Origin of the sequence: Pseudomonas akapageensis (assembly GCF_011355085.1) — a bacterium.
In the GTDB taxonomy this organism is placed as follows: Bacteria; Pseudomonadota; Gammaproteobacteria; order Pseudomonadales; family Pseudomonadaceae; genus Aquipseudomonas; species Aquipseudomonas akapageensis.
In genome coordinates this window covers 31,190-56,318 of sequence record NZ_VXCP01000013.1, presented here as the reverse complement: position 1 = coordinate 56,318, position 25,129 = coordinate 31,190, and the positions used below count along the sequence as shown (strand labels likewise).

At 59.2% G+C, this 25,129-nt stretch carries 19 protein-coding genes; 10 read left to right on the top strand and 9 right to left on the bottom strand.

The window, feature by feature from the left end; all coding sequences use genetic code 11:
- Positions 1-2 precede the first annotated feature (2 nt).
- Entirely contained in the window at positions 3-1,010 is a 1,008-nt protein-coding gene (gene cydB, locus F2S13_RS10360; protein ID WP_166360383.1) for a cytochrome d ubiquinol oxidase subunit II, read from the top strand.
- 22 nt (positions 1,011-1,032) lie between these two features.
- Positions 1,033-1,200, top strand: coding sequence for a DUF2474 domain-containing protein (locus F2S13_RS10355; protein ID WP_166360382.1), 168 nt, complete (start codon positions 1,033-1,035; stop codon positions 1,198-1,200).
- Between the two features lie 66 nt (positions 1,201-1,266).
- Here the strand turns inward: F2S13_RS10355 and F2S13_RS10350 are convergent, their stop codons facing one another.
- Together F2S13_RS10350 and F2S13_RS10345 are read right to left on the bottom strand one after the other, a co-directional pair.
- The gene (locus F2S13_RS10350; RefSeq protein WP_166360381.1) at positions 1,267-2,391 is read right to left on the bottom strand and encodes a methyltransferase; all 1,125 of its coding nucleotides are present in this window, start codon (positions 2,389-2,391) and stop codon (positions 1,267-1,269) included.
- A gap of 150 nt (positions 2,392-2,541) precedes the next feature.
- Positions 2,542-3,246 (bottom strand): autoinducer binding domain-containing protein, encoded by a 705-nt coding sequence (locus F2S13_RS10345; protein ID WP_166360380.1) that lies wholly within the window; start codon positions 3,244-3,246, stop codon positions 2,542-2,544.
- Between the two features lie 460 nt (positions 3,247-3,706).
- On the opposite strand from F2S13_RS10345, the gene F2S13_RS10340 reads away from it, so the two are divergent.
- Positions 3,707-4,483 carry a ferredoxin--NADP reductase gene (locus tag F2S13_RS10340; RefSeq protein WP_166360379.1) on the top strand — a complete coding sequence of 259 codons (777 nt, stop codon included), beginning with the start codon at positions 3,707-3,709 and terminating at the stop codon, positions 4,481-4,483.
- A 51-nt stretch (positions 4,484-4,534) separates the two neighbouring features.
- Here F2S13_RS10340 and mscL read toward each other — a convergent pair whose 3' ends face one another.
- Entirely contained in the window at positions 4,535-4,948 is a 414-nt protein-coding gene (mscL, locus tag F2S13_RS10335) for a large-conductance mechanosensitive channel protein MscL (RefSeq protein ID WP_166360378.1), read from the bottom strand.
- A gap of 207 nt (positions 4,949-5,155) precedes the next feature.
- Between mscL and radA the strand changes: the two genes are divergently transcribed.
- Positions 5,156-6,523 (top strand): DNA repair protein RadA, encoded by a 1,368-nt coding sequence (radA, locus tag F2S13_RS10330; RefSeq protein ID WP_166360377.1) that lies wholly within the window; start codon positions 5,156-5,158, stop codon positions 6,521-6,523.
- 63 nt (positions 6,524-6,586) lie between these two features.
- On the opposite strand, the gene F2S13_RS10325 is transcribed toward radA, so the two are convergent.
- A complete protein-coding gene (locus F2S13_RS10325) occupies positions 6,587-8,113 on the bottom strand; it encodes a nucleobase:cation symporter-2 family protein (protein ID WP_166360376.1) in 1,527 nt (508 codons plus the stop codon).
- A 371-nt stretch (positions 8,114-8,484) separates the two neighbouring features.
- Positions 8,485-8,853, bottom strand: coding sequence for a PilZ domain-containing protein (locus F2S13_RS10320; RefSeq protein ID WP_166360375.1), 369 nt, complete (start codon positions 8,851-8,853; stop codon positions 8,485-8,487).
- A gap of 186 nt (positions 8,854-9,039) precedes the next feature.
- Between F2S13_RS10320 and F2S13_RS10315 the strand changes: the two genes are divergently transcribed.
- The 4 genes from F2S13_RS10315 (at position 9,040) to F2S13_RS10300 (ending at position 13,666) form a co-directional block, all read left to right on the top strand.
- Entirely contained in the window at positions 9,040-11,106 is a 2,067-nt protein-coding gene (locus tag F2S13_RS10315) for a carbon starvation CstA family protein (protein ID WP_166360374.1), read from the top strand.
- Between the two features lie 18 nt (positions 11,107-11,124).
- Positions 11,125-11,325 carry a YbdD/YjiX family protein gene (locus F2S13_RS10310; RefSeq protein ID WP_166360373.1) on the top strand — a complete coding sequence of 67 codons (201 nt, stop codon included), beginning with the start codon at positions 11,125-11,127 and terminating at the stop codon, positions 11,323-11,325.
- A 61-nt stretch (positions 11,326-11,386) separates the two neighbouring features.
- A complete protein-coding gene (yjiA, locus tag F2S13_RS10305; protein WP_166360372.1) occupies positions 11,387-12,361 on the top strand; it encodes a GTPase in 975 nt (324 codons plus the stop codon).
- A 102-nt stretch (positions 12,362-12,463) separates the two neighbouring features.
- The gene (locus F2S13_RS10300; RefSeq protein ID WP_166360371.1) at positions 12,464-13,666 is read left to right on the top strand and encodes a hypothetical protein; all 1,203 of its coding nucleotides are present in this window, start codon (positions 12,464-12,466) and stop codon (positions 13,664-13,666) included.
- 112 nt (positions 13,667-13,778) lie between these two features.
- On the opposite strand, the gene glyA is transcribed toward F2S13_RS10300, so the two are convergent.
- A complete protein-coding gene (gene glyA / locus F2S13_RS10295; protein ID WP_166360370.1) occupies positions 13,779-15,032 on the bottom strand; it encodes a serine hydroxymethyltransferase in 1,254 nt (417 codons plus the stop codon).
- Between the two features lie 191 nt (positions 15,033-15,223).
- Complete coding sequence (locus F2S13_RS10290) at positions 15,224-19,051, bottom strand: sensor domain-containing protein (protein ID WP_166360369.1); 3,828 nt, start codon at positions 19,049-19,051, stop codon at positions 15,224-15,226.
- A 270-nt stretch (positions 19,052-19,321) separates the two neighbouring features.
- On the opposite strand from F2S13_RS10290, the gene ettA reads away from it, so the two are divergent.
- Positions 19,322-20,986 (top strand): energy-dependent translational throttle protein EttA, encoded by a 1,665-nt coding sequence (gene ettA, locus F2S13_RS10285; protein WP_166360368.1) that lies wholly within the window; start codon positions 19,322-19,324, stop codon positions 20,984-20,986.
- A 312-nt stretch (positions 20,987-21,298) separates the two neighbouring features.
- Positions 21,299-22,636, top strand: coding sequence for an NADP-specific glutamate dehydrogenase (gene gdhA / locus F2S13_RS10280; RefSeq protein WP_166360367.1), 1,338 nt, complete (start codon positions 21,299-21,301; stop codon positions 22,634-22,636).
- Between the two features lies 1 nt (position 22,637).
- On the opposite strand, the gene F2S13_RS10275 is transcribed toward gdhA, so the two are convergent.
- A complete protein-coding gene (locus F2S13_RS10275; protein WP_166360366.1) occupies positions 22,638-23,132 on the bottom strand; it encodes a GreA/GreB family elongation factor in 495 nt (164 codons plus the stop codon).
- Positions 23,133-23,208: 76 nt separating this feature from the next.
- A complete protein-coding gene (locus F2S13_RS10270; protein ID WP_166360365.1) occupies positions 23,209-25,062 on the bottom strand; it encodes an Lnb N-terminal periplasmic domain-containing protein in 1,854 nt (617 codons plus the stop codon).
- Positions 25,063-25,129: the final 67 nt, after the last annotated feature.

Here is a 25,129-nt window from a genome sequence, read left to right as displayed (position 1 = left end):
TCATGGGTATCGATCTTCCGCTGATCTGGGCCATCATCATTATTTTCGGGATCATGATGTACGTGGTCATGGATGGTTTTGACCTGGGGATTGGCATTCTCTTCCCCTTCATCAAGGGTGACAGCGACCGCGACGTCATGATGAACACCGTCGCGCCGGTCTGGGACGGCAACGAGACCTGGCTGGTGCTGGGGGGCGCAGCGTTGTTCGGCGCGTTCCCGCTAGCCTACTCGGTGGTGCTGTCGGCGTTGTACCTGCCGCTGATCCTGATGTTGATCGGGCTTATTTTCCGTGGTGTGGCCTTCGAGTTTCGCTTCAAGGCCCGAGAAAACAAACGGCACATCTGGGACAAGGCATTCATTGGCGGCTCGCTGACCGCGACCTTCTTCCAGGGGGTGGCGCTGGGTGCCTTCATCGACGGCCTGCCGGTGGTCAACCGTACCTATGCCGGCGGTTCGATGGATTGGCTGACACCGTTCAGCCTGTTCTGTGGCGCCGCGTTGATTGTCGCCTATGCGCTGCTCGGCTGCACCTGGCTGATCATGAAAACCGAAGGCAAGCTGCAACGGCAGATGCACGACCTGGCCCGCCCGCTGGCACTGGTGCTGTTGGCGGTTACCGGTATCGTCAGCCTCTGGACGCCGCTGGCCCATCCTGAAATCGCCGAGCGCTGGTTCAGCCTGCCGAACCTGTTCTGGTTCCTGCCCGTGCCGATCCTGGTGTTGGTGACGCTTTATGGCCTGTTGCGCGCCGTGGCCCGCAATGCCCACTACACGCCATTCCTGCTGACGCTGGTGCTGATCTTCCTGGGCTACAGCGGTCTGGGCATCAGCCTGTGGCCGAATATCGTGCCACCCTCGATCTCGATCTGGGATGCAGCGGCACCGCCGCAAAGCCAGGGTTTCATGCTGGTGGGCACCTTGTTCATCATTCCATTCATCCTGGGTTACACGTTCTGGAGCTACTACGTGTTCCGCGGCAAGGTGACCCATGAAGACGGTTATCACTAGCAGAACGCAGGAGATTCCGGAAATGACAGGCAAGCAAGGTTTCGAGCCACATTCCCAGGAAGAAAAGAAGCCACTATGGCAACGCCTGGGCTGGCTGGTGCTGATCTGGTGCGGAAGTGTCGCGGCCCTGGCGATCGTCGCCGGGCTGATGCGCATGTTCATGAATGCGGCAGGGCTCAGTACCCACTAAGCCCTGCCTGCCCAATCCCATCCCGCTGCCTGGCGGCGGTTTCATAGCCCTCTTCGGAGGGCCTTTTTATTTGCGCGCCTTGAGGATCACGAACTTGGGTGTGGCCGCCACTTGTTCGACACCGCGGAACAGGCGCGCCAGCTTGCTGTGGTAGCCCAGGTGGCGGTTGCCGACGATGTACAACGCACCACCGACCACCAGGGCCTCGCGGGCCTGCTGAAACATACGCCAGGCGAGGAAGTCGCCCACCACTTGCTGCTGGTGGAAGGGCGGGTTGCACAGCACGACGTCCAGCGACTGCGCTGGCTGGCCGGCCAGACCGTCGCCGGCACGGATGGTCACTTCACGCTCACCCAGAGCCGCGCGCCAGTTCTCGCTCGCTGACTGCACGGCCATGTACGACTCATCGACAAGTGTGTAGTGCGCCTGGGGATTCTGCAGTGCGCTGGCAATGGCCAGCACGCCATTGCCGCAGCCAAGGTCGGCGACCCGGGCATTGCCCAGGTTGCGCGGCAAATGCGGGAGGAAGGCGCGGGTGCCGATATCCAGACCTTCGCGGCAGAACACGTTGGCATGGTTGAGCAGTTCGATGGCAGGCGCATCGAGGCGATAGCGCGTGGGGTAGGGCGATACGGCCAGAGCTCTGGGCTCGACCCGTGCGGTCAGCAAACGGGCCTTTTTCTCGGCCAGGGAAGCCTGTACCGGACCTACGTACTTCTCCAGCAAATCGCCGGCGGCGCGTGGCAAATGCTTGATCATCGCTCCGGCAATGACCTGGGCGTCGGCAGCCAGGTGACCTTGCAGGCGGATCAGTTGCTCTTCCAGCAACGCCAGGGTCTTGGGCACCCGGATCAGCACTCGGTCGAAGAGCCCTTGCCATTGCGCGCTGGCAGGTACCACGGTAACCGCATCGAAGGCTTGTCCGTTGCGTACCAGGTTTTTCTCGAGCGCCAGGGTGCCCAGGTAGGAGTCACTGCTGCTGATCACGGTCACGTGTCGACTCAGGCTGATCGCCAGGGCGCCAAAGCTGTCGTTGAGAATCAGGATCCGGCTGCTGGCCGGCAGATGCTGTTCGGCGATGCACTTGAGCAAGTACTCGTCGGCGGCATCGAAGGCCTGCAGCGGTTCGTTGGCTTGTTCAGGCTGGCGGATGAGATCGAGTTCGGCGAACGGACTGGTTAGCAGGGGCATGGTGCGAGGGCTCTGGCTGATCGGCTCTTTTTTACGCAAGTCTCTCAGGGATGGAACTCGCAGAACAGACGATAACGTATGAGGGGGCAGCAGCCGCTGTGGGCTGCTGCAGGTACTGAACGATTCTACGTTTTTTTGCTGAACGTTGCGTCAGAACAGGCCGTTTATTGCTGCCTGAATGACGGCGCTCGTCCGGTTGGGGGCGTTCAGCTTGACCATTGCACTTTTGACGTGGAAGTTCACGGTGCGTTCGGAGACGTTGAGAATGTCGGCGATCTCGTGGGCTTTTCTGCCTTCGGCCGACCATTTCAGCACTTCGATTTCCCGATCGCTCAATTGCCGCGCCTTTTCCTCGGGCTCAACGGGTTTGTCGCCAATGACAGTATGCAGCAGGTTGCATAGCCAGTAGGTTTGTCCGGCTTTTTCGTAGAGCTCACCGATGCTCACTTCGCCCTGGCTTCTGCTGACACTGAGCATGCTGGCCCGGCCACGGTGATCATGTGCCGAAAGACCCCAGCCGTAGCGAAGGCCATGAGACCGGGCTTCTTCCCAGAATTGGGGAGTCTCCTCGAATACTTTATCGCTCCACAAAACCGGCAGCATCGATGAAAGACAATGCATGACCGTAGGGTCAACGGTTACATAGTTTTCATTTATGTAACGCTGCGACCATTCATTTGGGTAGTTGCTGAGCATAATGATCTTCGGTTGCATGGTTGCCACCGGAGTTCGCATGCCGAAAGATAAAAATTCGAAGTCAAGTTGCTGCGCCATGGTGATGGCGGTGAGTAGAATTTTCCCTTCGTCGTCCTCATTCATCAACTGATCAAGTTGTTCTTCCTTCCACAACTCCATTTCCAACGCCTCCAGGATGTATGGCGCGATCAGTGCTGAAGAATGACATCAATGTGCCATCAACGCAGAGAATAGTGCCAGTGGGTGCAGTGTAGGAAATTTCTACAGATCGGAGAAGGTTTTTTTGATTTGGATCAAGAAGGTGACAACTCTCGATTGGATATAACTAATAAATTTGTTTTTGTCGACGGTTGTCAGGGAAATGTCAGGGAATTGTCAGGCAGAAAATTGTCTGACAATAATATCTGGTCATAGTGTTTGGTGGGTTTTGGCCAAGTTAAACAGTTAGTTAACGATGTTGTTCGCAGTGGTGCAGTGAGTTCATTTTAGTTCGGTTGATGTTCACTTTCATTTTCTTTCGTAACGAGGCCGACTGAACCGGCCATGTCATTACAAACCATCGGTGTTTATCACGGTCAGGTTGGGCGACACTGTTCCTGCCTATTCGATGGAGCCTGCCATGACAGCCAGTGCCCTGAAGTACACCCGCCAGACCATTCTCGAGGTCAAGTCTCTGACTCCCGGCCTGTTTACCCTGCGGACGACGCGCGATCCCGGTTTTCGCTTCCGTGCCGGGCAGTTTGCCCGCCTGGGCGTAACCAAGGCTGATGGCAGTGTGGTGTGGCGCGCCTATTCGATGGTGTCTTCGCCGTTTGACGAGCATCTGGAGTTTTTTTCGATCGTCGTTCCGGGCGGCGAATTCACCAGTGAGTTGAGCCGCCTTCGCGAAGGTGACAGCTTGTTGGTGGATCGACAGGCATTCGGCTACCTGACCCTTGACCGCTTTAGCGACGGACGCGATCTATGGTTGCTCGCTACCGGCACTGGCATCGCGCCGTTCCTGTCGATCCTGCAGGATTTCGAAGTGTGGGAAAAATTCCAGTGCATCAAACTGGTTTATTCCGTCCGCGAGGCCAGAGAATTGGCATACCAGGATTTGATTGCCGGTTTGACCGAACGTGAGCACTTCAGCGACTACGCGGGCAAGTTACAGTTCATTCCCACGGTGACACGCGAAAAGCATCCAGGTGCCTTGCACGGGCGCATTACGCAGCTGATCGACAATGGCGACCTTGAAAAAGCCGCAGGTCTGGAGCTGACCCCCGAGCATTCCCGCGTCTTGCTTTGCGGAAACCCGCAAATGATCGATGACACGCGGCAGTTGCTCAAGCAGCGGGGCATGCAACTAAGCCTGAGCCGTCGTCCAGGCCAGGTGGCTGTCGAAAACTACTGGTGAGCCACAGCAAAGCGGCGCAGCAAAAGCGCCGTTGCCGCGAACTCGAATAACTCAGGGTCGATTGTTCTGCGCCTTGAGCAAATCACGAATCTCACCCAGCAGTTCTTCTTCCTTGCTGGGGACTGGTGGCAAGTTGGGCGCCACGGCTTCTTCGCGCTTGAGTTTGTTGATGGCTTTCACACCCATGAAGATGGCGAAGGCAACAATGACAAAGTCGATGATGGTCTGGATGAACTTGCCATAGGCAATCACAACTGCCGGTACATCGCCCTCGGCGGCTTTAAGTGTTATGGCCAGGTCACTGAAATCGACACCACCGATCAGTATGCCCAGGGGCGGCATGATCAAATCGCCAACAAAGGATGTAACAATCTTGCCGAAGGCTGCGCCGATGATGATACCGACGGCCATATCGACCACATTGCCTTTGACCGCAAAGGCCTTGAACTCACTTAGCACGCCCATGGTTTATACCTTGTAACAGATGAGGTTGGTCAACGCAGTGTAATTCAGCTATGCGCTTCATGCTCTAAGCCGCTGCAACTTGGTCAACTTATACCGAATAGTTTTGACGTATTTCTTGCCGCCCATGGGAGCCCGGTTCGGAATACCCGAGCTCCTGCATGCGACTGCCATCGGCTATGATGGGCGCTTTTGTGGGCAGGAATCGAAATGGCCAAGGCCAAGCGCATGTACGGCTGCACCGAGTGCGGCGCGACCTTTCCCAAATGGGCAGGCCAGTGTGGCGAATGCGGTGCCTGGAACACCCTTGTCGAGACGGTGATAGAAAGCGGCTCGGCGGCGCCGCCCAGTGGTCGTACCGGTTGGGCGGGGCAGCAGGCGCAGATCAAGACCCTGGCTGAGGTCAGCGTCGAGGAAATTCCGCGTTTCTCCACAGCCAGTGCCGAACTCGATCGTGTATTGGGCGGCGGTCTGGTCGACGGTTCGGTGGTGCTCATCGGCGGCGACCCCGGCATCGGCAAGTCGACCATCCTCCTGCAAACCTTGTGCAATATCGCCACGCGCATGCCGGCGTTGTACGTCACCGGGGAAGAGTCGCAGCAGCAGGTTGCCATGCGCGCGCGTCGGTTGGGCCTGCCCCAGGACCAGTTGCGGGTCATGACCGAGACCTGCATAGAAAGCATCATCGCCACAGCCAAGGTCGAGCAGCCCAAGGTGATGGTGATCGACTCTATCCAGACGATCTTCACTGAACAGCTGCAGTCCGCGCCTGGTGGTGTTTCCCAGGTGCGCGAGAGCGCGGCGCTGCTGGTGCGCTATGCCAAGCAAAGCGGCACGGCGATTTTCCTGGTCGGCCACGTGACCAAGGAAGGGTCTCTGGCAGGGCCACGAGTGTTGGAGCACATGGTCGATACCGTGCTGTATTTCGAGGGAGAGTCAGACGGTCGCCTGCGTCTGCTGCGCGCGGTCAAGAACCGTTTTGGTGCGGTCAACGAATTGGGCGTGTTCGGCATGACGGACCGGGGGCTCAAGGAAGTTTCCAACCCCTCGGCGATATTTCTCAATCGGGCCCAGGAAGAAGTACCCGGCAGCGTGGTCATGGCCACCTGGGAGGGCACGCGGCCCATGCTGGTCGAAGTTCAGGCATTGGTCGACGACAGTCACTTGTCCAATCCGCGGCGAGTCACCCTGGGGCTGGACCCGAATCGGCTTGCCATGCTGCTGGCCGTGCTGCATCGGCACGGCGGGATTCCAACCCATGACCAGGATGTGTTTCTCAACGTCGTAGGCGGGGTCAAGGTGCTGGAAACGGCTTCGGACCTGGCCTTGATGGCAGCGATCATGTCCAGCTTGCGCAACCGGCCATTGGCCCATGGCTTGCTGGTGTTCGGTGAGGTGGGCCTGTCCGGCGAAGTGCGACCGGTGCCCAGTGGTCAGGAGCGCCTGAAAGAAGCTGCCAAGCACGGCTTCAAGCGCGCCATCGTGCCCAAGGGCAATGCGCCGAAGGAGGCGCCTGCCGGGCTGCAGGTGATTGCGGTTACGCGCCTGGAACAGGCATTGGATGCCCTGTTCGACTAGTTGATCTGTAATGAACAAGGCCGGCACCCTGGTGGCGCCGGCCCTGTGTGGTGCAGGTTGTCACTAGTGATCCGACGCCCCGGCCGCTACAAGTGGGCGCTTGCCCGGTGGCGTCGCGTGGGAGGTATCGCCAGTTACTGGAATTTCCTTGCCCTGGGCGTCATACAGCTTGCCGTCCTGGAAATAGTCACCGTCATGCAGTGCTGCGATGTCTTGTACACGCAGGGTTCGCTCCGAGGCTGCGACAAATACCGACTGCTGGTCCGAGTTGCCGGCGGTGAAGTGGTTGAACGCCAGGTTCAGCAGGATCGCCATGATTGCCGCCGAGCTGATGCCCGAGTGGAAGATGGTGGCGAACCAGGTCGGGAAGTGGTCGTAGAAGTTCGGGGCGGCGATCGGGATCATGCCGAAGCCCAGGGAAGCTGCCACGATGATCAGGTTCATGTTGTTGCGGTAGTCGACTTTCGACAGGGTGCGAATGCCGCTGGCCGCCACGGTGCCGAACAACACGATACCTGCACCGCCGAGTACCGAGGTCGGTACGGCGGCAATGATCCGGCCCATGATCGGCAGCAGGCCGAGGACCACCAGGAACACCCCGCCAGTGGCAACCACGAAGCGGCTTTTCACGCCTGTCACGGCAACCAGGCCGACGTTTTGGGCAAAGGCACTCTGGGTGAAGGAGCCGAACACCGGTGCGATCATGCTCGACAGCATGTCGGCGCGCAAGCCATTGCCCAGGCGCTTGGAGTCCACTTTGGTATCGATGATCTCACCCACGGCCAGGATGTCGGCAGAGGTTTCCACCAGAGTCACCATGATCACGATGCACATCGAGATGATGGCGGCGATCTGGAAGGTCGGCATGCCGAAATGGAAGGGCGAAGGCATCGCCAGCAGCGGGCCGTCACCGATCCTGGAGAAGTCCGCCATGCCCAGGGCCACGGCGATCAAGGTGCCGATGATCATTGCCAGCAGAATCGACAGGCGCGAAATGGAAGCGCTGCCCAGTTTGCTCAGCACTAGAACGATCACGAAGGTCAGCGCGGCCAGGCCGATGTTGGCCATGCTGCCAAAGTCGGGAGAATGGCTGTTGCCCCCCATGACCCAGCGCGCCGCCACCGGCATCAGGGTCAAGCCGATGGTGGTAATCACGATGCCCGTGACCAACGGCGGGAAAAAACGTGTCACGCGAGAAAATATCGGTGTGATCAACAAGCCGATCAACGATGCCGCCATGACCGAACCCAGCACCGCCGGCATGCCCCCGCCGCTGGAGAGGATCGCGCCCATGGTTGCCACGCCGGCAAACGAAACGCCCTGGACCAGCGGCAACTGACAGCCGAAAAACGGTAGACCGATGGTTTGCAGCAGGGTCGCCAGACCCCCGGCGAACAAGGATGCAGCGATTAACAGACCGATGTCGGCCGGTGCCAGGCCTGCAGCCTGACCGAGGATGAGCGGTACCGCGACAATCCCGCCATACATGGTCAGAACGTGTTGCAGGCCGTAAGCCATATTGGCGCCAATACCGAGGTTTTCGTCTTCCGGGCGTTGCTCCGTCGACGTGGTAGCGGTGGACGTTTTCATGGAGATGGCATCTCGATTTATTGTTGTGGGAGTACTGTAGACAACAACCAAGATGATTGGCTACTAAATTGTATACAAGATTTTATAACTCTTTGGAGTAAGCCTCTAGCACGCGGCTTTCTTCGAAAAAATTTGTCTGGATAGGCAAGGTTTTTCGTGCGACAGACTCGGAGCTTTTGAAAAGCAAGAATCGGTCCGTGTATGCGGAATTGGATGCAATTTGTAACCAAGCCACTGAAGGCGACGGCTTTGGCATGGCTTCAGAGATGAGGGCTGGAAAAGGGCAGGGCAGCACGTGCGCCATGGCGGTGAGCCATGGGCAGGGATGGCACTATGAATGTGCCTTGAGGGGATAACGTCCCGAGGGGCGTTTAAGTGTGGATCAGCGAGCCGAGTTCTCGTTCAAGTTCGGGCTGATCGCCCAGATTCAATTCGATCAGCCGCCGAAGGTAACTGATCGATTCGAGGTCAATGTGCATGCATTCAAACCCCAATTGCCCATTGTTGTCGTGGCGCAACTGGACCTCCATCAGCACATCAACCTGTTCGCTCAGGTGAATGTTGATGACAAAAGGTTGTTCAGGATCGCCCGACCAGGGCAAGGGCCGTTCGATCAGCAGCCCCTTGAGCGACAAATCGACCAGGCGCACAGGCCACACGTTTGCGTCCTGGCTCAGTTCGGCTCGGGCATCGAAGGCTATACGCTTGTATTGACGCCTGTCGGCATGGAATTCGGTCATGGCAGTTGCCCCTTCTCCTTGAAAGCTGACTATAGCGCAGACGTCTGCCTTGTCACTTGCCAAGCTGCATTCAAGAGCGGATAAAAGAGGGGTGCAAGGCTCTAGACCAAGGTGGGGGTGGCCATTCTCGCCAGTCTCGCTAGACTCGAAGGGCTGTCTTTCTATCCACATGGCTGGAATCAAAAAATGAAAAATAATAATAGCCCGCTACGCCATATACCCTGGCTGGTGTTGGCAGTCATAGGGGCGTGCGCTCTGGGTGTGGTGGCCCTGCGTCGAGGCGAGGCGATCAACGCCCTGTGGATCGTGGTAGCGGCGATTGCCATCTACCTGGTCGCATACCGTTATTACAGTCTGTTCATAGCCACTCGCGTGATGGAACTCGACCCGCGTCGGGCAACGCCTGCGGTGCGCAACAACGATGGTCTGGACTATGTGCCGACCAACAAACACATCCTCTTTGGTCACCATTTCGCTGCGATTGCCGGTGCCGGACCCCTGGTCGGGCCAGTCCTGGCCGCGCAAATGGGCTACCTGCCAGGTACGCTTTGGCTGATTGCCGGGGTGGTGCTGGCCGGTGCGGTGCAGGACTTCATGGTCCTGTTCCTGTCGACCCGCCGCAACGGTCGCTCGCTGGGTGACATGGTCCGTGAAGAGATGGGCCGGATACCGGGCACCATTGCCCTGTTCGGCTGCTTCCTGATCATGATCATCATCCTCGCGGTACTGGCGCTGATCGTGGTCAAGGCCCTGGCGGAAAGCCCGTGGGGGATCTTCACGGTGATGGCGACCATCCCGATCGCGATGTTCATGGGCCTGTACATGCGCTACATTCGCCCCGGCCGCATCGGCGAGATCTCGATTGTCGGGGTGCTCCTGCTGCTGGGCTCGATCTGGCTGGGGGGCCAGATCGCTGCCGACCCCGAGTGGTCCAAGGCCTTCAGCTTCACCGGGATCCAGATCACCTGGATGCTGGTCGGCTATGGTTTCGTCGCGGCGGTGCTGCCGGTCTGGCTGGTGCTGGCGCCGCGTGACTACCTCTCGACCTTCCTCAAGATCGGTACCATCGTCGCCTTGGCGATCGGCATCCTGATCACCATGCCCGACCTGAAAATGCCGGCCCTGACGCAATTCACCGACGGTACCGGCCCGGTCTGGAAGGGTGGCCTGTTCCCGTTCCTGTTCATCACCATTGCCTGTGGTGCGGTGTCCGGCTTCCACGCGCTGATCTCCTCCGGGACCACGCCGAAGCTGCTGGATAACGAAACCAACGCCCGTTATATCGGATACGGCGGCATGCTGATGGAGTCGTTCGTGGCCATCATGGCCATGGTTGCGGCTTCGGTGATCGAGCCTGGCGTCTACTTTGCGATGAACAGCCCGGCTGCCATTGTCGGTGGCGATGTGGCTGCGGTGGCCCAGACGGTCAGCAGCTGGGGCTTTGCCATTACCCCCGAGGCTCTGCAGGCCGTGGCCAAGGACATTGGTGAAACCACCGTCCTGGCGCGTGCTGGTGGTGCACCGACCCTGGCGGTGGGGATCGCACAGATCCTTCACCATGTATTGCCGGGCGAGAACACCATGGCGTTCTGGTACCACTTCGCAATCCTGTTCGAGGCGCTGTTCATCCTGACGGCGGTGGACGCCGGTACCCGTGCCGGGCGCTTCATGCTGCAGGACTTGCTGGGCTCGTTCGTGCCGGCGCTCAAACGCACCGAGTCGTGGACAGCCAACCTGATCGCCACCGCAGGCTGTGTGGCGATGTGGGGCTATTTGCTGTACCAGGGCGTGATTGATCCACTGGGTGGTATCAACACCCTGTGGCCGCTGTTCGGCATCTCCAACCAGATGTTGGCCGGTATCGCGCTGATGCTTGGTACCGTCGTGCTGATCAAGATGAAGCGCCAACGCTACATCTGGGTGACCTTGCTGCCGGCGGTCTGGTTGTTGATCTGCACCACCACTGCAGGCTTCATCAAGCTGTTCGATCCTAACCCGGCGGTCGGCTTCCTTGCGCTGGCAGACAAGTACAGCGTAGCTTTGCAGGCAGGGCAGGTGCTGGCACCGGCCAAAGACATCACGCAGATGCAGCACGTGATCTTCAACGCGTACACCAACGCGACCCTGACCGGGCTGTTCCTGTTCGTGGTGTTCAGTATTCTGTTCTATGCCCTGAAGGTCGGTGTTTCGTCCTGGGGCAGCAAGGAACGCACCGACAAGGAAACACCGTTCCAGGCGGTTCCAGATGCGTAATATCAGAGGATTGCAACCATGTTCAATGACCTGAGTCGCCTCGGCAAATACCTCGGTCAGGCCGCGCGCCTGATGGTCGGTATGCCCGACTACGACAACTACGTCGAGCATATGCAAACCAAGCATCCGGACAAGCCGGTGATGACGTACGAGGAGTTTTTTCGCGAGCGTCAGGAAGCACGGTATGGCGGCGGCAAGGGTTCACCTCGCTGCTGTTGATTGGTTGAAACGATGAACCTCGCGCCACGCTTGTCGTGGCGCGTTGCTTTTTGGAGTGTCCATGAGTGCGCTGAACCCTATCCCTGTCACCATTCTCAGCGGTTTCCTCGGTGCCGGGAAAACCACGCTGCTGCGTTATCTGCTCAAGGCCGAGCACGGCCTGAAAATCGCCGTGATCGAGAACGAATTCAGCGATGCCGGCATCGACACGCAGCTGTTGGGCGATGAGCCCGTGCAAGTCATGACCCTGGCCAATGGCTGCGTCTGCTGCACCATTCACACCGACCTGACCAAGGCGCTGTACTTGTTGCTGGAGCGCCTGGACAGTGGAGCGATTGCCTTCGACCGCCTGGTGATCGAATGTACGGGCCTCGCGGACCCTGCCCCCGTGGCGCAGACTTTCTTCATCGATGAAGAACTGCGCGAGCGCTACATCCTCGACGGCATCATCACCCTCGTCGATGCCGCCCACGCTGACACCCACCTGAGCCAGACCATCGCCCAGGCCCAGGTCGGTTTTGCCGACCGCTTGCTGGTGAGCAAGACCGATCTGGTCGACACGACCACCTTCGACGCCTTGAGCGAACGCCTGACCCGCATCAACCGGCGCGCGCCGATTCGCGTCGTGGATCATGGCAGGATCGACCTGGCCGAACTGCTCGATGTACGCGGCTTCAACCTCAATGATGACCTGGGCGGCGGCCTGTCACTGCGGCCGGTAAGCAAGGCGCCTTCGCTGGACCGGATTTCCAGCCTGGTGTTGCGCACGGACCAGCCGCTGGATATCGACAAGCTCAGCGAGTTCATGAAAGAGTTGCTCGAAGCGCATGGCAAGCAACTGCTGCGTTACAAGGGCGTGTTGAACATTGCTGGTGAACCCCGGCGGCTGGTGTTTCAGGGGGTCTTGAAGCTTTATGGCTTTGACTGGGATACCGAATGGGCCGAGGGCGAAGCGCGGGAAAGCGTGATGGTATTTATTGCCGATGAGTTGCCTGAAGAAAAAATACGGGCGGGGTTCAACGGCATGATCGGTTAAAGGGGTCAACTATCAGATCTGCTAGTGATGTCTTCTCCGCGTTTTTGGTTTAGTGAGTCCGTGCGATACGGCACCTTTAAATTGAAAACGAGGGAGATACATATGAGCAGCAAGGACAACTCAACCAAGGCGGCAGGTGATTTTGATCCGGGCTTCAATTCTGGTTCATTTCAGGTTTTTACCGAAAGTGACTGGGTTCAGGCCATTTGCCCTGCACCGGGCGGCAAGACCATCGTGACGGCTACCGACCGTAGTTTGCAAAAATTCTGGATCGCTCGACTGAATGCCGATGGCACGCGTGACGAAGCTTTCGGAATGAAGAGCGATTCTTTTGCAGGCAAACCCCGCTTGATTAATCCAACACTGCTTGCATTGCCTGAGGGTAAATTTATGCTGGCCGACGACTGGGGTCCTCGGATTGATCTTGCGAGATATCTGGAAGATGGCTCGCCTGATCTCAGTTTCGGTATCGAGGGTAAATTCACCATTCAAGTTGATACTGCGAGTGATCAGACCGATGAATCGATAATGTCTTCAGGCGGTGGTCTGTCTTCTGCATTCACACCGGATGGGCGTTTTTTGATGCATGCAGGCAATAAAATCATCCGGGTGACTGCATCCGGAGAGCTGGATAAATCCTTTGCATCAAACGGCTTTCTGACGGTGCAGCCAGATACGAGTGAATCCTTTGTTCAGGGTATCGCAGTGCTCCGCGCACCCAATAACGAGCCCGGGTACAGGATCATTGTCGCGATCGCTGCCAGGAATAATACTTCGTACGTCGGTAGCTTTGATCAAAACGGTAAGCTGGATGCTGATTTTGCCACGCAGGGGTACTATCAGCTGAAAGGATCCGAGCATCAAACAATACTGCGGGCCCTGACTATAACGCCGGCAGACGAGATCGTCGCTGTAGGGGGAGAGTTTCACCGCGAAGGTTTCTACCGCTTGTATGGGTGGGTTATTAAACTTGACCGTAAGGGAAAGATTCCGCTGACTTTCAACAACGGAACACCGCTGGAAGTACGAGGAGATTTTGATTGTGAGCTCACTCACGTAGAGGTTGGCCTTGACCATTTGATTATGGCCGGCGGTGTAGGTTATGTCGGAGAGTCTTATGGTTCCGCACGTTTCCGTTTCAAACCAACCGGTGAATTGGATACGTTATATGGCGGTCAAGGCTACATAATCGACACGAAGAATCACGGCGTCCGCGGTATGTTTTACCAATCTGACAAGTTGGTAGTGGGGAGCGGATATAAACACCCTGAGTTGCAAGGGGGCATCATTGCACGCTATCTGTAAAGCTTCTTGTGGGTGTTAAACCGAGCAACGTGCTGTAGTTGTTGAGCGGGTAAACAGCAGCAAAAAAAAGCCCGGCGCAAGAGCCGGGCTTCTTCATTTCAAGCAACCGCTATCAAGCGCCGTATACCGGCAGCTTGGCGCAGATGGCCTTGACCTTCTCGCGAACGGCGTCGATCACCGCTTCGTTGTTCAGGTCGGCCAGGATGTCGCAGATCCAGCCAGCCAGTTCCTTGCACTCTGCTTCCTTGAAGCCACGAGTGGTGACCGCTGGGGTGCCGAAACGCAGGCCGGAGGTCACGAACGGGGAACGTGGGTCGTTTGGCACGGAGTTCTTGTTCACGGTGATGAAGGCGCGACCCAGGGCGGCGTCGGCGTCTTTACCGGAGATTTCCTGCTTGATCAGAGAGAGCAGGAACAGGTGGTTCTGGGTACCGCCGGAAACCACGTCGAAACCGCGCTCGATGAATACGCCGGCCATGGCCTGGGCGTTTTTCACTACTTGTTGCTGGTAAGCCTTGAACTCAGGCTGCAGCGCTTCCTTGAAGCACACGGCCTTGGCCGCGATCACGTGTTCCAGCGGGCCGCCCTGGGCACCCGGGAATACGGCGGAGTTCAGCTTCTTCTCGATGTCGGCGTTGGCGCGAGCCAGGATCAGGCCGCCACGTGGACCGCGCAGGGTCTTGTGGGTGGTGGTGGTGACCACGTCGGCGAATGGCACCGGGTTCGGGTAGACGCCAGCGGCGACCAGACCGGCTACGTGAGCCATGTCAACGAACAGGTAGGCACCGACCTTGTCGGCGATAGCGCGGAAGCGTGGGAAGTCCAGCACCTGCGAGTAGGCGGAGAAACCGGCCACGATCATTTTCGGCTTGTGCTCGACCGCCAGGCGCTCGACTTCGTCGTAGTCGATCAGGCCGTTGCTGTCGATGCCGTACTGGACAGCGTGGTACAGCTTGCCCGAGGAGGAAACGCTGGCGCCGTGAGTCAGGTGACCGCCGTGGGCCAGGCTCATTCCCAGGATGGTGTCGCCGGCTTGCAGCAGGGCCAGGTAAACGGCGCTGTTGGCTTGCGAACCTGCGTGTGGCTGGACGTTGGCGTAGTCGGCGCCGAACAGTTCCTTGGCGCGGTCGATAGCCAGCTGCTCAATCACGTCGACGTATTCGCAACCGCCGTAGTAGCGCTTGCCTGGGTAGCCTTCGGCGTACTTGTTGGTCAGCACGGAGCCCTGGGCTTCCATGACGGCTGGGCTGGTGTAGTTTTCCGAGGCGATCAGCTCGATGTGCTCTTCCTGGCGCTGAGCTTCTTGCTCCATAGCGGCAAAGAGATCGGCGTCGTACTTGGCGAGTGTCAAATCACGGCTGAACATGGCGGTCCTCAAGGATCGGGCAGAAAAGGGGGGCATTCTAACCCATCGGGTTTTATCTGGCATATGAAAGGACGTCATGTGGCAGATAAACGGGCTTCACGCATCTGTTCCGGCCTCATCGCTGGCAAGCCAGCTCCCACAGGGTTTTCAATACAGACCTCTGCTGGCTTGCCAGCGATGCAGGCGCCACGTTATTCGAGCATGAACAACGCTTCATTACTGAACTGCGCCTCGAACCGCCTGGCCGTCATCGGCCGCCCGAACAGGTACCCTTGCACCTCATCGCAATCGTGTTCGCGCAGGAAGTCGAGCTGGTCCTGGGTTTCCACGCCTTCGGCGATCACGGCCAGGTTCAGGCTGTGGGCCATGGCAATGATGGCGCGGGCGATCTGCGCATCCTGCTCGCCTTCGGGCAGGCCGTCGACGAAGGTGCGGTCGATCTTCAGCACATCGATCGGGAATTGCTTGAGGTAGTTGAGCGAGGAGTAGCCGGTACCGAAGTCATCGACCGCAATGCTCAAGCCCAGGACCTTAAGGCTGTCGAGAATCTGCATGGCCTCGTGGACCTCGCGCATCAGGATACTTTCGGTCAGCTCCAGCTCCAGGCACTCCGGCGGCAGGCCGGTATCCTTGAGAATGGTGGCGATGCGCGTACCCAGTTGCCCGTCCGAAAACTGCCGGGCGGAAATGTTCACCGAGACCTTCGGCACCTTCACATTGGCCAGGCGCCAGGCATTGAGCTGGCGGCAGGCTTCGCTGAGCACCCAGTCGCCGACATCGACCACCAGGCCAAGCTCTTCGAGTACCGGGATGAAGTCTCCCGGCGGGACCAGCCCGCGACGCGGATGACGCCAGCGCAGCAGGGCCTCGGCGCCGGTCAGGCGCTTGCCGTCGCCGCTGAACTGCGGCTGGTAATAGAGAATGAACTCTTTCTGCTCAAGGGCATGGCGCAGGTCGCTTTCCAGCTCCAGGCGTTCCAGGGCACTGGCGTTCATGTCGGCCTGGTAGAACTGGAAGTTGTTCTTGCCACGCTCCTTGGCGTGGTACATCGCGGTGTCGGCGTTCTTCATCAACTGGCTCAGCTCGTTGCCATCCTGCGGGCTGAGGGCGATGCCGATACTGGCGGTGACAAAGAATTCGCGGTTCTCCAGCACGAAGGGTCTGACCAGGCTGGCGAGGATCTGCTCGGCGACATTGATCGCCCGGTTGAGGGCCATTTCCCGGGTTGCGCGCGGTTGCAGCAACAGGGTGAATTCGTCGCCGCCCATGCGCGCCACGGTGTCGTCGTCGTGCACGCAGCCCAGCAGGCGCGTGGCCATGTCCTTGAGCATGCGGTCGCCGGCGGCGTGGCCGAGGGAGTCGTTGATCGGCTTGAAACGGTCCAGGTCCAGGAACATCAGCACCACCCAGGACTTCTGCCGCTCGGCGTGCTGCAGCGCGGTATGCAGGCGGTCCTGGAACAGCGTGCGGTTGGGCAGGTGGGTCAGGGCATCGTAATAAGCCAGGCGGTGAATGCGTTGTTCACTGGCCTTGCGTTCGCTGATGTCGCTGAAGAAACACACATAGCTGGCCAGGTCGCCTTCGTCGTCGAACACGGCGGTGATGCCGACCCAGGCCGGATAGTGCTCGCCGCTGCGTCGTTTGAGCCAGACTTCGCCCTCCCAGCTGCCGCGTTGATGTAGCTGCTTGAGGACGTAGCGCAGATGGGATTCCTGATGCTCATCGACGGTCAGCATGTTCGGCAACTGGTCGAGTACCTGGCTGACAGCGTACCCGCTGACCCGGCTGAACGCTTCGTTGGCCTGGACGATGTAGCCGGCGGGGTCGGTGATCAGGATGGCCGAGGTCGAGTGCTCGAATACCGTTGCGGCCATGCGCAGGTCTTTTTCCGCGCGGCGTTGCTGGCTGATGTCGCGGCCAACGCCGAGGATACCTTCGAAGGCGCCATGCTCGTCCCAGACCAGTACCAGGCGCAGTTCGATCGGGATTTTGCGGCCATCGGCGCGCAGGCAGTCGAACACGAACAGCTGGGTCGGTATCTGCTGGCGCAGCGCAGCCAGTTGCTCGGGTTTGCCCAGCGTACGGCTGACCCGTTCGATCAGGTCACGGATACCGGTCAGTTGGGCCGGGTTGGCGATGGTGCTCTGCCAGCCGTTGTCGAATATCCAGTCTGCCTCATAGCCGAGTACGGTCTGTACCGAGGGGCTGACGTAATTGAGCTTCAACGCATTGTCGGTGGAGAAGATCACATCGCTGATGCTCTCGGCGAGCATGCGGTAACGCTGTTCGCTGTCGCGTAACGATTCACTGGCTTCGATCTGGTCGGTGACATCCTTGGCCACGCCAATGATACGGATTGCCTGGCCATTGCTGTCGCGGGCCAGGGCCTGTTCGCGGACATCGAAGCGCCGCCAGCTCCTGTCGCTGTGGCGAAAGCGCAGTTGGCATTGCAGCAGCTGTGCATGACCACTGAGGCGCTGCTGTTGGCGGCTCCGGTGATAATGCTCGGCGTCTTCGGGGTGCAGCAGGATTTCCCAGAAGTACTCGCCCATCCGTTGCAGTTCTTCGCGCTTGTAGCCCAGCGTCTGCCCCAGATGGTGGTTGCTGAAGATCATGCGCTGGCTGAGGACATCCTGCACATACAGGTGATCGGGTACGGTGCGTACCACATCCGACCAGAAGCCTTCCCGCTCGAGCAGTGACAACTCGACCCGCTTGCGGCTGGTAATGTCACTGATGCTGAGGATGATCGCCCGGTAATCGCAGCGATCTTCGGGGAAGCGGACCATCAGCCAAAGATGCTGATCATGGCCGTTGGCGTCTTGCAGCTTGATCTCAAGCTCCAGCTGGCCCTGACGCGCGAGGAGGGTTTCGATCAACCGGTAACCGATACCACCGACATCCATCGGGCAGCCTTCGATCAGCGACTTCCATGCGCCTTCGCAGGAATCCACCGCCAGCAATTGCAAGGCGACCTGATTGACCTCGGTGATTTTCACTGCGCGCAGCAGGCTCTTGCGCTGACCGGGGTTGTGCTGCAGCCAAAGGTCGAGGTCCTGGCTCGTTTGCAGATGATTGACCTCGAGAAAATCCAGCAGGCTGGAGAGATCAAGCACGCAAAGGGCGACACCGGTTCCTTCGAAGATATCCTGATAACGTCTGCGCCCTTCCTGCAAGGCCCGATGGCGCTTGCGCATGCCCAGTAGTGCCAGCAGCGGCAGCAGTGCGCAAAGCAGACCCAACAGGCATTTGCCGATCAGGGCAGGCAGCAGTTTCAGTTGGGCGCGGTTGGCATCGAACAGGCCGCGCAATTGCCAGTCGCTGTTGATCAAGGTCGAGACCAGAATGCTCTGGGCCTGCTCATCGCCTGCCAATGAAGAGGGGCTCGGCTGACCTTCATTGCTGCGGCTGATAACCCCTTGGGTCTGACGGCTTTCCAGCTGCCACTGGAGTTTGCTGCTGCGGTCGAGCTCGCGGCTCAGGCGGGTGTAAAAGCTCGGTGCCAAACGCAACAACCAGTAACCGTTCGTCGCATCAATGGGGTGGCGCAGCAACAGATAGACGAGCGAGCCATCTTCGGCATTGCCGTAGTAATAAGGCTGACCGGCACTGCGCTGGAGCAAGGCGCCTATGGCCATATTGTCGGGACTGCCGGGCAGGCTGTCGCGGATAATCCGGCCACTGCTGTCTATCCAGGCCAGGCTGCGCAGTTCGGGCAATACCGGGTGCAGGGCGTCGATCGATACCGGTTGCACTGCTGCGAGGATCTGGCTCATGCCGATCTGGGCATTCAGGGCCATGTTCAGGCTGATGTGCTCGGCAAGTTCGATCGTGTGATCGATGCGTTGTTGGCGCTGGTGGGTCTGGGTATGCCGGAACTGGTCGATCACCTGCCACAACAGCAATGCGAGCAGCAGCAACACCAGGACGGCCAGCGCGCCTTTCAATGAGCCGCGCAACGGCGAGCCTGACGCGTTGCTTGAGGTGCGCAGGGATGACGGCTGAGTGAGTTCGGTCAAACTGTGATCCTGCGGAATGACGGGCTGTGGCAGGTAGAATGGAGCGTGTTCATGCCGGGCGAGGTTCGGTCGGCTGAGTGCAATGGCGCACTATAAGCTGGACGCCCGAAGGGCGGCTAGCATGCCTTGAAGTGTGGCAAAGTGCCAGCGCTGTTCGTCGGCCGTTTGCCCTGTCCCGCGCATTCCGGTAGCTTTGGCCTCCACGCGGGAGCTCCAGCTCCCAGGACCTGTCTCGCGCATTCTTCATCTGTCACTGACGCTAGGTTTTCCATGGCTCAATACGTATTCACCATGCATCGGCTGAGCAAAGTTGTTCCGCCGAAGCGGGAAATTTTGAAAAACATCTCCTTGTCGTTCTTTCCAGGCGCCAAGATCGGCGTGCTCGGCCTGAACGGCTCGGGTAAATCCACCCTGTTGAAAATCATGGCGGGCGTCGATAAGGAATTCGACGGCGAAGCCCGGCCGATGCCCGAGCTCAATGTCGGCTACCTGCCGCAAGAGCCGGTACTGGACCCGAACAAGACGGTCCGTGAAGTCGTAGAGGAAGCGGTCAGCGTCATCAAGGACGCTCAGGCACGCCTGGACGAAGTCTATGCGGCCTACGCCGACCCTGATGCCGACTTCGACAAGCTGGCTGCCGAACAGGCCAAACTCGAGGCCATCCTGCAGGCCAGCGACGGTCACAACCTGGAGCGCCAACTGGAAGTCGCCGCCGATGCGCTGCGCCTGCCAGCCTGGGATGCCCGGGTCGAACACCTGTCCGGTGGCGAGAAGCGCCGGGTCGCCCTGTGCCGCCTGCTGCTGTCGGCTCCGGACATGCTGCTGCTCGACGAACCGACCAACCACCTGGACGCCGACTCGGTGGCCTGGCTGGAGCACTTCCTCCATGACTTCCCGGGCACCGTGGTAGCGATCACCCACGACCGTTACTTCCTGGACAACGTCGCTGGCTGGATTCTGGAACTCGACCGCGGCGCGGGTATTCCTTACGAGGGCAACTATTCGGGTTGGCTTGAAGCCAAGTCCGATCGTCTGGCCCAGGAATCCAAGCAGCAGACCGCTCATGAAAAAGCCATGAAGGACGAACTGGAGTGGGTGCGCAAAGGTGCCAAGGCTCGTCAGTCCAAGTCCAAGGCACGTCTGCAGCGCTTCGAAGAAATGCAATCGCAGGAATTCCAGAAGCGCAGCGAAACCAACGAGATCTACATCCCGGCCGGTCCACGCCTGGGTGACAAGGTCATCGAGTTCAAGAACGTCTCCAAGGGTTATGGCGATCGCGTGCTGATCGACAACCTGTCGTTCGCCATGCCCAAAGGCGCCATCGTCGGCGTGATCGGTGGTAACGGTGCCGGTAAGTCGACCCTGTTCCGCATGCTGATGGGCAAGGAAACACCGGATTCGGGTTCGATCGAAATCGGTGAAACCGTGCAACTGGCCTGCGTCGACCAGAGCCGTGACGACCTGGACGGCAGCAAGACGGTGTTCCAGCAGATTTCCGACGGTTCCGACCAGATCCGCATCGGTAACTACGAGATCCCGTCGCGTACCTACGTTGGCCGTTTCAACTTCAAGGGCGGCGACCAGCAGAAGTTCGTCAAGGACCTGTCCGGTGGTGAGCGTGGCCGCCTGCACCTGGCCCTGACCCTGAAAGAAGGCGGCAACGTCCTGCTCCTCGACGAACCGTCCAACGACCTCGACGTCGAAACCCTTCGTTCGCTGGAAGAAGCCTTGCTCGACTTCCCGGGCGCCGCCATTGTGATCTCTCACGATCGCTGGTTCCTGGACCGCGTGGCAACGCACATCCTGGCTTACGAAGACGATTCGCAGGCGGTGTTCTTCGAAGGCAACTACACCGAGTACGAAGCCGATCGCAAGAAGCGTCTTGGCGATGCAGCATCGCAGCCGCACCGTGTGCGGCACAAGAAACTGGCATAAATCTTCGGGTTTTTGCACTGAAACGGGGCCTTCGGGTCCCGTTTCTTTTTGGAGCTTGGATCACCTGTAGCCGCTGCCGCAGGCTGCGCTGAGGTCCGCAGGACCTCCTGTTTTAGCCGGTCTGCGCCCGCTTCGCAGGCGAGCGCAGCCTGCGGCAGCGGCTACAAGGGGCCGGTGACCAGAATGTATACATTTACATAAATGCACCATTTAATTTCATAAAAACGACATTTTGCACTGTTGCAGTGCGATTCGAATTGATAAAGTCCCGGCAAAAATTCCTACAAACAATTTTATCGCCGAGACCTTCCCATGATCGAATCCGTCGAAGACTTCCTCGCTCGCCTGAAAAAACGCGACCCAGACCAGCCAGAATTCCACCAGGCTGTCGAAGAAGTACTGCGCAGCCTCTGGCCCTTCCTGGAGGCCAACCCCCACTACCTGCAATCAGGCATTCTCGAGCGTATGGTCGAGCCGGAGCGCGCGGTGGTGTTCCGGGTTTCGTGGGTCGACGATCAGGGCAAGGTCCAGGTCAATCGCGGTTTCCGCATCCAGATGAACAGCGCCATCGGTCCGTACAAGGGCGGCTTGCGCTTCCATCCTTCGGTCAACATGGGTGTGCTGAAATTCCTCGCCTTCGAACAGGTCTTCAAGAACTCCCTGACCTCGCTGCCCATGGGCGGTGGCAAGGGCGGTTCGGACTTCGATCCAAAGGGCAAGAGCGATGCCGAGGTCATGCGCTTCTGCCAGGCGTTCATGAGCGAGTTGTACCGGCACATCGGTGCCGACGTTGACGTACCGGCCGGTGATATCGGTGTCGGCGCGCGCGAAATCGGCTTCATGTTCGGCCAGTACAAGCGCCTGGCCAACCATTTCACCTCGGTGCTTACCGGCAAGGGCATGAACTATGGCGGGAGTCTGATTCGTCCTGAGGCCACGGGCTTTGGCTGCGTGTATTTCGCCGAAGAAATGCTCAAGCGCAGCGGTGATCGGGTCGAAGGCAAGCGCGTAGCGATCTCCGGTTCCGGCAACGTGGCCCAGTATGCCGCGCGCAAGGTCATGGACCTGGGCGGCAAGGTGATTTCCCTGTCCGACTCCGAAGGTACCCTGTACTGCGAAGCCGGGTTGGACGAGGCCCAGTGGCAAGCGTTGATGGAACTCAAGAACGTCAAGCGTGGACGTATCAGCGAGTTGGCCGAGCGCTTCGGCCTGGAGTTCCGTGCCGGTGAGCGACCATGGAGCCTGGCCTGCGATATCGCTCTGCCATGCGCGACCCAGAACGAACTGGACGCCGAAGACGCCAAGGTCCTGCTGCGCAATGGCTGCCTGTGCGTCGCCGAAGGCGCCAACATGCCGACCACTCTGGAGGCTGTGGATATCTTTATCGAGGCCGGCATCCTGTTTGCCCCGGGCAAGGCTTCCAATGCCGGTGGCGTGGCGGTCAGCGGGCTGGAAATGTCGCAGAACGCCATGCGCCTGCTGTGGACTGCTGGCGAAGTGGACAGCAAGCTGCACAACATCATGCAGTCGATCCACCACGCCTGCGTTCATTACGGCGAAGAAAACGGCCGTATCAACTACGTCAAGGGCGCCAACATCGCCGGCTTCGTCAAAGTCGCCGATGCCATGCTGGCCCAGGGCGTGGTTTAAGTCACTCGGGCTCGACGGCGATCACTTCGATCAGTTGATCGCCGGCAGGGCGCTTCCACAGCACTTCATCGCCAGGGCCGGCACCCAAGAGCGCACGGCCCAGTGGCGAGGCCCAGTTGATCAGGCCGCCGTGGGTGTCGGCCTGGTCTTCCCCGACCAACTGTACCTTGTGCTCGGTGCTGTCGGCATCGGCATAGGTCACCCAGCTGCCTATCTGGATCCGTTCGGTGGAGGTCGCCGGGGCGACCACCTGTGCGCTCTGCAAGCGCTGGCTAAAGTAGCGCAGGTCTCGATCTATGTCGGCCAGGCGCTGCTTGTCAGCCTGTTCGCCGCGGGCGACCTGTTCGTCGTGTTGTGCACGCAGTTGCGCGAAACGCGCGTGCAACTGGGCCAGGCCCGCTGCAGTGACGTAATTGGGCTGATCGCTGACGTGCCGCTCCACCGGTAGGTCGGCCAGGGCGGCAGCCTGTTCTTCATTGACGAAAGCTCGGCTCATGGCAATTCATCCGTTGATGGAGGTTTTGGCCATGCTGACAGGCATTAAGTTTCACTGGATACCTGATTACGACCATTTAATAGTGATACCACTTGAGCTCGAGCATTACCTCATTAATCGGTGAGGTCAGCTGGCTGAACTCACGCGCGGCGCTCAGGCGCAGGCCAAGATTCCTGGACAACTCCCACTGCTGATTCAAGCTCAGGCTGCGGCGTATTTCACCGTTGGTGAAGTAATCGCCTTTGGCCTCCAGACTCAGGTTACCCAAGGTATTGCGCCAGAGCAGGCCGGTATTGAAGCCGGCGGCCGGGGCGATGAAGGCGGCGAAGTCGTTATTGTGTTCGACTCGCACGGTGCCGAGGGCAAAGCCCAGCAACTCATCGTCGAGCTTCCAGGTGCCACCGGCGCCGCCATTGACATGGGAGACCAGATTTTCGTCACCGTGTTTGCCCAGAACCCGTTCCAGCCCGCCAGCCACCTGCCACGACCAGGGTTGCAGCAGATCGTTGCGCGGCGTCAGCGAACGAATGGTTGCCAGGTCCAGTTGCTGGACCTGCCAGTCATTGCCTTCATACTGGCGCAGCTTGAGCTGGAGGATCTCGATCTGCGCGCCCAGGGGGAAACCGTAGGCGTTGTCGTTGAGATCATGATAGGCCATGCGCAGCCCATATTCTGCAAAGGTGCGATCATCCCGGCTGCCGACGCCCAGTTGCCAGGTGCGCGAATCATGGCCATCTTCGGGCAGGCCGGGCGGGGTTATCTGCAACGCTGGCGGTGGGTTCTTGTTGATCGCGCGCAGCAGTTCGAAGCTGCGCTGAGTGCGTGCCGGGTCACGCTCCTGGCCGTTGGCACGGTAGCGCTCCAGGCGATAGGCGGCATCCTGGATCAAGGCGCGCCGCTCGGCGGGCAGCGCGATGAACTCGGGTGATTGCAGCAGCCCGGTGTCGGCACTGAGTTTCAGTACCCAGTGCTGTTCGTCATCGCTCAGGGGCTCGGCCCGGCTGAGCAATTCGCGCTCGCGGGAAGGACGGTAATCGATCTTCTCCACCAGGCCCGCTTGTTTTACGGCCTTGACGGTGTCGGTGGGGATGGCCGTGAGCTGGAATTGCGAGGTCAGGTCCAGGCCCGGGCGGGCGACCTGGAGCAATTCGAGCAGGCGGTAGGAGCAGTTTTCATCGAAGAAAAAGTAGTCGAAGCGGATCTGCTTGAGCTCCCAGATATGCTCGACCATCCGCCCGGTTTCTTCCGGCGTGAGATTGAGGCGGTATTCCCACAGGTCGCGGTTTTCCAGGCTGCGGTATTCCGAAAGCTTTTCCTGATAGGGGACCAGGGCGAACAGGCCCGGGTAGCCGCCCATCAGCCCTTTCCAGGCATAGAGAATGCTGTTGTCGTTGCCTTCGATGAAAGCGCCGAAGTTGACCGCATAACTGAGCAGGGCGGTGTTGTCGCGCTGTACCTCTGCCTGATCGATACGCAACAGGGTATGGCCGAACATCGATGAGGGACTGTTCAGGTAGGCCGCCGGGAAAATCATGACAGCACTGTGGGGCGAGACGTCCTTGTACCACTGTTTGAATTCCTTGCAGTCCACCACCGGCAGGTCATTGAGCTGCAGTTGTTCCCGTAGCCAGCGGGTGCGTGCTGGATAGACGCATTGGGCGTGTTGATCGCCGAGGCTCACCGGGGCATAGAGCGCCTGCAGGGTGGCGCTCAGCTCCTGGTCGGGATGCTGGGCGCCATCGGCCGCCAGAAAGAACTTCGGGTCGCTGACATAGCTGCGCCAGCCGCCGAGCTTGCCGGTTTCGTAGTGGCCCAGCGAGATCCAGTACGGCGAGTCGGCCAGTTGCTGCAAACGTGCGTTGTCGACATGGGGTGCAGCATGAAGCGAGGCGCAGGCACTGAGCGCCAGGTAGGCAAGGCGTTTGAGCATGTTCGGCAACTAGGTCCAGGAAATGGCAAGCAAATACAGGTGCTGCTGTCGGGAAAGTCCCGCCCCG